At 50.7% G+C, this 11310-nt stretch carries 4 protein-coding genes and 4 pseudogenes; 6 read left to right on the top strand and 2 right to left on the bottom strand.

Going from position 1 to position 11310, the window contains the following annotated elements; translation table 11 throughout:
* Positions 1-296 precede the first annotated feature (296 nt).
* The gene (gene recA, locus HY774_01720) at positions 297-1502 is read left to right on the top strand and encodes a recombinase RecA (protein ID MBI4747179.1); all 1206 of its coding nucleotides are present in this window, start codon (positions 297-299) and stop codon (positions 1500-1502) included.
* A 132-nt stretch (positions 1503-1634) separates the two neighbouring features.
* Here the strand turns inward: recA and HY774_01725 are convergent, their stop codons facing one another.
* Both HY774_01725 and HY774_01730 read right to left on the bottom strand, forming a co-directional pair.
* Positions 1635-2498, bottom strand: a complete 864-nt coding sequence (locus HY774_01725) for a hypothetical protein (protein ID MBI4747180.1) — start codon at positions 2496-2498, stop codon at positions 1635-1637.
* A 27-nt stretch (positions 2499-2525) separates the two neighbouring features.
* Positions 2526-3998: a hypothetical protein gene (locus HY774_01730; protein MBI4747181.1), complete on the bottom strand. Its 1473-nt coding sequence runs from the start codon at positions 3996-3998 to the stop codon at positions 2526-2528.
* A 213-nt stretch (positions 3999-4211) separates the two neighbouring features.
* Here HY774_01730 and HY774_01735 point away from each other — a divergent pair, with 213 nt between their 5' ends.
* From HY774_01735 to HY774_01755, 5 genes and pseudogenes are all read left to right on the top strand, one after another.
* Positions 4212-5465 carry a hypothetical protein gene (locus HY774_01735; protein ID MBI4747182.1) on the top strand — a complete coding sequence of 418 codons (1254 nt, stop codon included), beginning with the start codon at positions 4212-4214 and terminating at the stop codon, positions 5463-5465.
* A 1043-nt stretch (positions 5466-6508) separates the two neighbouring features.
* Positions 6509-7174 (top strand): annotated as a pseudogene (locus tag HY774_01740) (protein prkA).
* Positions 7175-7213: 39 nt separating this feature from the next.
* Positions 7214-8659, top strand: a pseudogene (locus tag HY774_01745) (hypothetical protein).
* A pseudogene (locus HY774_01750) lies at positions 8636-9574 on the top strand (hypothetical protein). The pseudogenes HY774_01745 and HY774_01750 overlap by 24 nt, the downstream one beginning before the upstream one ends.
* 441 nt (positions 9575-10015) lie before the next feature.
* Positions 10016-11137, top strand: a pseudogene (locus HY774_01755) (protein prkA).
* Positions 11138-11310 lie beyond the last annotated feature (173 nt).

Raw genomic sequence — 11310 nt, forward strand, 5'->3', positions numbered from 1 at the left:
TTGGGAGGTGAATCACCGAACACTCAGGGCTGAATGAATCCCCCCACCATGTGCGGAAAATTCAAGTCCGAAAATGGTGTGTGGCATGGTGGTTTAAAATTTTGCCGGCTCAAATGTGCCGCTGTTTTTTTTCCTTTTCCAACACAGAGCACTTTCTTTTTCTATCACAATGTAATAAAATATTAAACCTGGTGGCAAATCACCCCGTATGATGCGCCACCATCAACCTTAGCATTATTCGAGAGCAAACGCCAAACTCTGTAACCTTAACTTTTAGAACCCGTTAGGAAAAAACCATGGCAGACGAAAAAGTTGAAAAAAATCGAGCACTAGACGCCGCGATTGCGGGATTGGAAAAACAATTTGGCAAAGGCGTGATTATGCGCCTTGGGGATCGCAAAGTGGTTGAGATCGCCGCGATTTCAACGACCTGTTTAAGCCTGGATGCCGCCATTGGCATTGGCGGACTTCCTCGTGGTCGAATCGTGGAAATTTATGGACCAGAATCGGGCGGAAAAACAACGCTCGCACTCCATGTCGCAGCCGAAGCCCAGCGACAGGGCGGAACCGTGGCCTATATTGATGCCGAGCATGCCATGGATCCAGCTTATGCCAATCGATTGGGGGTTGATACCGCCAACATTTTTATTTCTCAGCCCGATTCGGGTGAACAGGCGCTGGAAATTGCCGAAGCCCTGGTTCGTTCAGGGGCCGTTGATTTACTGGTGATTGACTCGGTGGCGGCACTGGTACCGCGAGCTGAGTTGGACGGTGATATGGGAGATTCCCTGCCTGGATTGCAGGCCCGTTTGATGTCACAGGCATTGCGCAAACTCACGGCGATAGCCTCAAAAACCAATACCTGTCTGATCTTTATCAACCAGATCCGGGAAAAGATCGGCGTGATGTTTGGTTCCCCCGAAACCACCACTGGCGGGCGGGCCCTAAAATTTTATGCCTCCGTCCGGCTTGATATTCGCCGAACCACGCAAATTAAAGATGGTGAAAATATCATTGGTGGTCGGACCAGGGTGAAAGTCGCCAAAAACAAGATGGCGCCGCCGTTTAAAGATGCCGAGTTTGACATTATTTACGGTCACGGGATTTCCCGTGAAGGCGACATTTTGGATCTTGGCGTGGAACACAAACTGATTGACAAGAGCGGCTCCTGGTTTTCCTACAAGGGCGAACGCCTGGGGCAGGGCCGTGAAAATGCCAAATCAGCCCTGGCTGCCAGTCCCGAGATGCTCAACAAGCTTGATCACGAACTGCGAATCATTTTGGGATTGATTCCAGCCGATCCGGCTGCCCCACCGGCACCTGAAAAACCGGTTGAGGCGGCACCAACCACCAAAGCCGGCAAAGTCAAAAACATAGAGGCGGCATTGGGAATTAAATCAGCCGAACCGGCACCTGGTGCCAAAGCGACTGACTCTGCCCCTGGTGCCAAGGTAACTGAACCGGCTCCAACCCCAGCCACCGGTAAAGCCGCGGAAGTCTAAATACAGCGGGCTGAAGAAGACGGGCTGAGAAATCCAGGGCTTGGGGCTGAGGGCTGAGGGCTGAAGACATCAGGGATTTCAAATCTTATCCTTATATCTTCAGCCCCGAGCCCTCAGCCCTCAACCGTGTGTTCAAGAAAAATACGCATCTATGCCAGCCGCCAGATACCGCCACCTGGCTTCAATTTGTGGCGGATTCGGAACGCGGGCAGCCCCAATCGTTTTGTTGGTGTCCAGCAGGATGGGGTGGCCGCCGTGAAGCACATAGTCAAACTTTCCATAATCGAACTTTAACTTGTGTCGCAGCTCAACGATTTCAGCATGCGGCTCAATGATTTCCCTGAACACTTGAGTCCGACCATTGACAATCGGAGATGTGGCGCCGAGACGCACGGCATTGGTTCGATCTCCCAAAAATCGGAGATACCGGACAAAGAACAGATCGTCTTCCATCTCTGGAAGGAACTTCTCGACGATAAAATTTTGGGATGTGAGAAATACCTCAGGCACTTCGCGCAGGGTGTCATACACCTGATAGTCATGAGGTGTTTCAAAGCGAGGCAGGTGACTTTCGGCTTCAGATCGGAATCTGGATGTGATCCACTTTAAAATACCAGACCTGGAATCTGTCCGGGAGCAGGGCACCATTTGTTCAGGACGACCCGCATAGTTCAAGTCTGTTTTGACAATTACTTTTCCCTCGTAAGCATCACCTGGTTGAACCAGATTCTGGCTGAATGTTGATTTTCGGATGTCCTTGACATTGCCATTCAGAACAATCGGATACTGCTGTGCAAAGTGAAGGTACTCATCAGGAACGACTGAAAGATCAACGTGAACCAGAATCAGATCTGCGGGATAATATTGCCTGACTCCAAAAATGAAAATGACCTCATAGTCTGCCTCTCGCCAGTACTCAGCCAACGAAGTAATGACATAGTACTCAACCTGGGAGCGATCTTTTTCGTGAAAAAGGATGGCGATCTTCTTTTTCATGGAGCTTCCCTAAACTCGTACCTGATGCTAAACGAGTCGTTTCTCTGGCGGGGCAAACGGGCATTTCTCGGAAAAATGCCCAACCCGATCTTGAACATTTTCAAATCTCGCTTTAGTGATGTTTCCCGTCAACCTTACCAGGACTTCGTCCAACGGATTGAGTGTATTGTTACCGGTATTAGAAATCGGAGGCTGTTCTTTGTCCTGGAGTGCCCGGCCTAAATGTCGGGCTTCGGCCAGTGGGCGGAGGGCATCGGTGGCCCGGGCAACATCTCTGAGTTTTTTTACCGCTTCAATGCCATCGTGGGCACCTGCCAGTGATTTTGTTCCCCCTCCACCGACTGCATTGCGGGGTAAATGCAGATGGTAGTGTCGCCACTGGTCAAGCCGGGTTTGCAAGGTCAACAACTCACTGACCATCAGGTGAGTTAGAAAGTGTCGGTCATCATCCAGTTTGTGTTCATCTATCAACCGGATAATTTGAATCAAGTTCTCTTCGCCAAAGCACGCCTGACCTGACCGTTGTATGTGCTCCAGAAACGTCGTGCCAAGCTGCCGGTACAAATCTCGAAAGAAGTGATAGTGCAGGGTGACGGAATGGCTGCCGCTGGTTACGCCTAGATTTTCCCGGAATTTGTGGTAATCAGACGGCGTCAAATTCTGGGCAATTGGATCAATCGAACCAACCAGGACTGACATCAGAATATTGGCTGACCTCAAATACAGGGAGGCTTTATTGAGCGACCCATCGCGGATTGAACGGATGGCATATTCGATATGGTCGTTGAGTTCAGCGGTGATGATTTCAGGAACCTGGTGTAAGCCTCGAAATTGAGTGAAAAAGGTGTCTCCGTTGAGTTTTCGCCCCAGGACCGCCTCACGAATATATGAAGATCCGACAAATGTGTCGTAACTGGTGATTTCTTGCTGGACGCCAATCTCATAAAGACTGGTTTTCCAATAGCTTACTTCGTGCGCGTAGATTTTGAGCGATTGAATTATTCGAGAGAGCGGAACATCAACCGAGGAATCAGCAATTGCCTGGGTCACCTGAACGGGATGTTCCTCGATAAAACGAAGAAAAACCTGATTCAAATCGAGCAAAGCCTGGGAGTGTGCTTGAAACGCAGGTGAATCCTCGATTCGTAGCCAGGACCTGTCCCCTGAGGTCGTGCTGCCGCTGGCCAGCCGATAGGGTAAGATGCAGAGTTCTGAAAGGATTGACCCAAAGCCGCTTGCCCAGGCGAGCTTAACCACCGCGGTATGCAGATTCTCGTGCTGGATATCTTCGGCGGCTCTCGTTACCAGATCAGTCAAATTCAACAAAATGACTTCCACTGACTGAAAAACTGACCGGATACAACTCTCTGGTGACGCTTTTGGCAATGAATGATTATTTCTGGCAGCTTCAAGGAGAGGGATTGATTCCAGCTCGGAATATGTTTGAGCAATGACACCACGTTCGTTAAAACTCCACTGAGATTTTGTATCTTGTTCCATACCTTCCACCCAACCAATATCCTTCCAATCAATCGTTTAGAGATTTTTCTAAAATAACAAAACTCCAGGAGAAATCACAACTACTTGCCATTTCTGGCAGGCCGGCAGTCAAGGTCTTTTCACTTTTCCTCAAACTTGGAGTTGGCTTCGCTGAGCGGTCCGCAGTAGAGTGCCTTGTTCATCATTATCAATATAAAAAGGTACTCATTCAAAATGTATCAGGATTTAGCTCTGCTCGAACGGTTGCTGGTTGAATATGTCCTCGGTCCCGATGCTCTCGGCCAATATGACCAGGGAGACATTGCCAAACGGTTTCTGGAACCGGCGGCGACCGGACTGGTTCATCTTTCAACCCAGTTCACCACCCAGCGTCAGGAATTCACCAAAAGTTACTGGCATGAAACTGAGCGGCTGGCCTATTTGCTCTATTACCTGCCGGTGAATTTTGCCAAAGCCTACGCTGTACTGACCGAACTCAATCACCGACCCGAAGTTTTTTCGCCTTCATTTCTGGCTCAGAATCCGATTCGGATTCTGGACATTGGGTGCGGACCGGGAACGGCCACCCTGGCCACCCTGGCATTCTTGAGCCGTCTTGATCTGGAGGCACCGCTCAATATTGAAATTGGTCTCTATGATTCATCGGTGAGTGTCTTGCAGGACGCCCAGGCGCTGATTCGGCACATGGTCAAGCAATTGAACCAGGATCAGGAGCAAATGCAGGTCAAAGTCATTCCCCAGCTTGGGAAGGTGGCTGAACTCCAGAAGCTGAAAATCAAAGAGCCAGCGTCACTGATTTGGATCAACAATGTATTGAATGAAGCGATGTCGGCTGATCAATCTCCGGTTACCTGGCTGCAGCCTTTTCTTACCACCCACCTGGACACTCAGGGAACGTGCCTCATCATTGAACCAGCCTTGCGGGAAACAACCCGGAACTTGATGCAGGTTCGGGATGAATTACTGGCAGGTGCTCCTGAATTCAATGTATTTGCGCCCTGCACGGCTGAAGGGACTTGCCGGATGCTGCGCGATGGCCGCGAGCGCGACTGGTGCCATAGCGACGTCGCCTGGAAGCGCCCGCAACTGGTTCGGCAGCTTGATACCATGACTGGCCTCTGGAAGTCGGCGCTCAAATTTGCCTATCTGGCCCTGCGCCGTGATGGACTCCGACTCCACCAGGATCTGATGGCTGATACCGTCACGGTTGGGCGAGTGGTCAGTGATTTACTGAAGGAAAAGGGAAAAGAGAAAATTATTGCCTGTACGGCTGAGGAACTGGTGACGCTGGTCCGCCTCAAACGGGATCGAAGCAGCAAAAATCAGGTTTTCCATCGGCTGGAACGTGGACAACTGGTTTCTGCCCAGAACCTTCACCCAGGGAAACAGCCTCACGAGAGTCTGGTGCAGGCTGAATCAAGCCTCAAAGCTCAAGGACCGTTTCTGAAGAATGAGGTTAGTGGTTAGTGGTTAGTGGTTAGGGACTGTAAAAAATCAACTTCCCGTTTTCGTTTGGGAATCAGGCATTTGGATTGAGCATCCCGGAGGGCTGCCGTTCGGATAGCCGGTGGTTGCTCAGCTACAGTGAGCTACCACCGGGAACAGGTTCGTTCTCTCCAGTTCTCCCCGCTTCGCCCGCGCCCCTGCGGGGCGCGGGCGAAGCGGGGGAGCAACAAGAGGTGGCCTTTGGATCCGGTGGTAGGCCCAAAGCGGCCAACCGACCGGCTATCCGAACGGCAACGCTTCGCGGTGCAAAACCAAAACCTGGACGTGGCAGAAGGCGCCCCAGGAACTTATTTTTTAACGCTCCCTTAGTGATTAGAAATCAATACTTTCCAAGAACCAAACCAAAAATTCGCTTCAAAGACCGCCGCCGATCTGTTCGGGACACAAATCGCAACCGGGAATCTCCCAGGTCAGGAATAACAAGGCAACTTCCCCGAAAGTGACTTCCACTCAATTCTTTTCGTTCTTTTTGTCCTTTGGTTCTGGCTCAATCAACCATCTGGATGACCAAAACCAAAGATCGGTACTTTGGGCAAACTTTAGGGAATGAAGAAAGTGGCTGGTGACTGGTTCTTCTGGTTGGTTTTATTTCATCCCTCATCCTTCATCTCTCATCCCTTGGTTTCAGCCCTGTGTCTGGTTGACGTCGGCTCGAATTGAGACGATAATTTTTGCATTCAACATTTGCAGAAAAGTTCAATTTTTGGGCTGTAGATGCGAGTCTCAGGCAGCCTTTGCACCGTGTGTCTGAATCATGCCACCGGTTTTTCGGGCTAAAGACTGGCGAACTGAGAGCTGAAAAGCACGGGCTGATTTTACTTTTCATTTCACCAGTTTACCTCAAACCCAATCGGTCCCAGCCCGATTTCTTCAGCCCCAAAAGGCTTTAACCATCGCACATTATCCGTTGAAAAGGTCATTCACAATTCTGATTTTGGTGACAAACGCCAATTGTTTGACTTCACTGTCCAATTTTTCGGACAGCGGAAAAGAGGTGGTCAGTTATGGAACACAAAGAAACAGAGAAGAAACCCAGCATCACCGAACTGTTGCAGGCTCACCGTCGCGAACGCGAGTCACTGCACTGGGAAGGAACGTTTCGCGAGTACTTTGAGATGGTGGTGCAAAATCCAAAGCTTTCGCAATTGGCTCACGCCCGGATTTGCGAGATGATCCTGTCTGCGGGGGTCACGAAACTCAACGAAGGCACCCGCGACGAAGTTACCCGCTATAACTTCTTTAGCGAAGAACTCTATGGCATTGACGAAGCGATTGAGCAACTGGTCGAGTATTTCAAATCGGCAGCCCAGCGGCTCGAAGTCCGCAAGCGCATTCTGTTGCTGATGGGCCCGGTCGGCGGGGGCAAATCAACGATTGTGACGCTGCTCAAACGCGGTCTGGAAAAGTGGACGCACACCGAACATGGCGCCGTCTATGCCATTAAAGGCTGCCCGATGCATGGCGACCCACTACACCTGGTTCCAGCCGACCTTCGGAAAGTCATTGACAAACATTATGGCATCTACATTGAAGGCGAACTCAGCCCCCAGGCCCGCTATGACCTGGAGCACACCTACGGTGGGAAACACGAAGATGTGCTGATCGAACGCATTGTCTATTCTGAAAAGGACCGGATTGGGATTGGGACCTTTGCTCCGTCGGACCCGAAATGTGTGGTGGGCAACACGATTTTGCTCACTGATCAAGGCATGTTCCGATTTGACGAACTCCAATCCCGGCTTCAAGCCGAAGAAGACGAATTTGTACCCTTTAACCTGACGGTCAATGGCCGGGCTGGTCGTGAAACCACGTCGCATTTCTACAATGGCGGCATCAAACCCACCCGAAAAATCAAAACCCGACTTGGCTTTGAACTCGAAGGCTCGCTGGTCCATCCAGTGCTGGTATTGAAGGACGGAGAGGCTCGCTGGACCAAACTGGCTGATCTGAACGTCGGGGATTGTGTCGCCTTACAGCGTGGCCAGCAGATGTTTGGTTCGACCACGACGCTCCCGGTTTTTGAGTACACCGGACCATCCAGTCGTGGCCAGAACAAGAATTTAACCCTGCCGACTGAACTGACCTCCGATCTCGCGCGCTTGCTGGGCTACATCGTGGCTGAAGGATCACTGACCGACACGGCGCTCTGGATTACCAACGCCACGCCGTGTGTCCTTGATGACATCCGTGATATTTGCCGGCAGCTCTTTTCGGTGGAACCAAAGACCTACACCAAAGCTGGTACACCAGCGGTTTCGCTTTCAATTTCTTCGGTCAAGCTGGTGCACTGGCTTGAAACCGTGTGTGGCATCACTCGCGGGGCAGCCAGCAAGCGGACGCCGCAGATTATTTCAAGTGCGCCGAAAGAGCTGATGCTGGCGTTTTTCGAAGGTCTTTTCTGGGGTGACGGCACCATCAGCGCCCGTGGCCGACTGGGCAGCAACCGCTTTAAAATTGCAACGGCATCTCGTGAGCTGGCGACCCAATTGCAAGTGGCCCTGTTGAATATGGGCATTGTGGCGGCAGTCCATGAAGAGCACATCAAAGGCAAGTTCACTGCTTACTCCGTGATTGTCACCGGAGACGCTGTGGTTGACCTGATTGAGTTAATTCCATCACTTCGAGACAAATGCACCGATGACCCGTCACGGCTGGCGCTCAAGCGGGGACGGACCAATTTCAACGTCATTCCCGAAATGCACTCCGCCGTGCACGCCCTGATGCAGGAAGCCCGCCGCCAGGGTCAATCACTGTCAACCTTCCGGCGCTATGCCACGACAGCCGCCTGGGGACGGAACCTGACGCCACAGTCCTTAACCCGGCTGATTGAAGAATCTGAATGGTTGCTGGGCGACGCCTCCCCAGCCCTGGAGCTTTTGCGCGAGCGGCGGGATGAAAACCTGCTCTGGCTCGAAGTGCAAAGCATTACCGAAGGTCACGCCCACGTCTATGACCTGACCGTTCCCGGAACGCATTCCTTCTGTGCCAACGGCTTTATCAACCACAACAGCCAGGACATTTCTGAATTGACCGGCTCCATTGATCTTTCCTCCATCGGCGAAGTCGGTGTGGAAAGTGATCCCCGCGCATACCGATTCGACGGAGAACTTAACATTGCGAATCGGGGGATTATGGAGTTTATAGAAATGCTAAAGTGCGTCTGCTCAACAACTTATCTTAATACATCTCAAGGAATATGTCAAGTATCTGAATTACTTCCTTTTGGTGCTCGTAAACGACAAAATTCCCAACTGCGAGTTGATGTTCAAACTCGAAATGGGATTTGGAATACAACCCAGGTGATTAACAATGGTGAAGGGCCTTCCATCAAGATTCGAACGCGGAAAGGCTTTAAGCTTGAAGGTGCTCCAGAACACCGTATTTGGGTGCTTTCAGCACGTGGCCAGTTTGAATGGCGGGCTCTAAAAGACCTTGAATCAACAGACTTTGTGGCAATAAACCGAAAAGGGTATTGGACCACTGAATATCCTGAATTGGCTCCGTTTAAGTCACAATCAATAGGCAATCTCGCAAAGGTTTTGCCAGATAAAATTGATACCAGTTTGGCTCGATTGCTTGGTTACTTTGTGGCTGAGGGGTGTTATCTAAAGGGTACCGGGAGACGGGATAAAGGAATTTTGATTACAAATCAAAACCCTCAAGTTATTGCCGATTTAAAAGAAATCTTCGCCGCCTATGATCTAAAGGTTTGCTCAGATGAAAAAGGTCACCATGCTGTTTACAATGTAGGGTTAGCCGATTTATTCCATCAGTTTGGTTTTGATGGCCGCCGGGCACACGAAAAACACATCCCTCAAATCATCCGCCGCTCACCCAAAGAAATCATGTCGGCCTTTTTGCGGGCGTATTTTGACGGGGATGGTACGGCAACCACTTATGTTGCGTGCAATACCGCCTCCGAACAGCTTGCCGAACAGCTTCAAATTGTGTTGCTCAACTATGGAATCATCAGCAAGTGTCAGCGGCATTTTAATGAAAAATACCAGCGCACGTACTACATGATCCAGATTGACAGCGAAAACATCGCCATTTTCAATCGGGAAATCGGCTTTGGGATTGATTACAAACGCGAACTGGCTGAAAAGCTGGAAGCTGAAGACCACATTGCCCATCGCGACACGGTTCCAAATCTGCAGGTTCACTGGAGCCAGGTGCAACAGGAATTGCAGGTGGCGGCCAAAGCGGCGGTGGCAGCAGCCGGACTCGGGTATCGTGACCGGTTTGGCGCCCGGCAGTTGATCGGAGATATGAATTACGAGCAGCTCTGGCGCTTTGCAAAGGGCAAGTCCGCTCCGTCATATCAAATCGCCAAAACCATTGCCGAAGTGGCCAGCGAGCACGTGGCCGTTCCCGAACCGATTTTTTCCGCGCTCGAATCCCAGTATTTCTTTGATGAAGTTGAAGAAAAGACCGAAGGCCGGTGCGATTTGTGGGATTTCCACGTCCCCGAAGAGCATTCGTATGTCGGCAACGGCTTTGTCAATCACAACTGCGACGAGAAATTTCTGTATTCATTGCTGACGCTGTCACAGGAGCAATCAATTAAGACGGGCCGTTACGCGATGATTTACGCCGATGAGGTCATCGTCTCGCACACCAACGAAAACGAATACCAGTCATTTGTCGGCAACAAGAAGAACGAGGCCCTCCAGGATCGCATCATCATGATCCGCGTGCCCTATAACCTGAAGGTTTCCGAAGAAGAGCGGATCTATAAAAAGCTCCTGCAGCAGAGCGAACTCCGCCAGGTCCATATTGCTCCGTACACGTTGCACGTCGCGGCAATTTTTGCCGTTTTGACCCGGCTTGAACCACCCAAACGCGCCAACGTGGACATTCTGAAGAAAATGAAGCTCTATGACGGTGAAGACGTCGAAGGCTTTAAGAGCAAGGATGTCAAAGAGTTAAAGGCAGAAACGGTGCGGGAGGGAATGTTTGGGATTTCCCCACGCTACATCATCAACCGGCTCTCAAATGCGTTGATCAAGGAAGGACGCAAGTACATCACGGCGATTGATGCCCTGCGGGCCATCCGCGACGGGTTTGATCAGCACACGGGCATCAATGCTGAAGAGCGCGAACGGTATTTGAACCTCATCACCATGGCGCGCAAGGAATATGACGAAATCGCCAAGCTCGAAGTCCAGCGAGCATTTGTCTATTCGTTTGAAGAAATGGCCAAGAGCATTTGTGACAACTATCTGGACAACGTCGAAGCCTACTGCAATAAGGAAAAGATCAAAGACGCCCTGACTGAAGAGGAGCTTGAGCCAGATGAAAAACTGATGCGCTCGATTGAAGAGCAAATCGGGATTTCAGAAAACGCCAAGAACACCTTCCGTCAGGAAATCCTGATTCGCATTTCGACCTATGCCCGCAAAGGCAAACGGTTTGAATACAATTCACACGAACGGCTCAAAGAAGCCATTGAGAAGAAAATCTTTTCCGACCTCAAAGATGTGGTCAAGATCACGACTTCGGCCAAATCACCCGATCCGGATCAACTCCGGCGGATTAACGAAGTGATTGACCGGCTGGTCCGTGAGCATGGCTACACGACGGAAAGCGCCAACGATTTGCTCAACTATGTTGGCACATTGCTGTCGCGGTAGGGGCACGTCATCGAGAAAGCAAAAACTGATTTGGGTGCGGCTACTTTGAGTTAAGATCAAGCGGCGGCGGCAAGTTCCATCTTTGTAACAGGTTGTGAAGAAGATGATCCATACAATCGTTGATGTAGTTGTCGGCGGTAAAAGGCCCAAAAAGCTGGCCAATCGTGGTTGAG

It is taken from the genome of Acidobacteriota bacterium (assembly GCA_016208495.1).
Lineage (GTDB): Bacteria > Acidobacteriota > Blastocatellia > Chloracidobacteriales > Chloracidobacteriaceae > JACQXX01.

Bases quoted from the DNA above. Each gene is read 5' to 3' on its own strand.
- recA (MBI4747179.1), top strand. From the start codon at position 297: ATGGCAGACGAAAAAGTTGAAAAAAATCGAGCACTAGACGCCGCGATT.
- HY774_01725 (MBI4747180.1), bottom strand. From the start codon at position 2,498: ATGAAAAAGAAGATCGCCATCCTTTTTCACGAAAAAGATCGCTCCCAG.
- HY774_01730 (MBI4747181.1), bottom strand. From the start codon at position 3,998: ATGGAACAAGATACAAAATCTCAGTGGAGTTTTAACGAACGTGGTGTC.
- HY774_01735 (MBI4747182.1), top strand. From the start codon at position 4,212: ATGTATCAGGATTTAGCTCTGCTCGAACGGTTGCTGGTTGAATATGTC.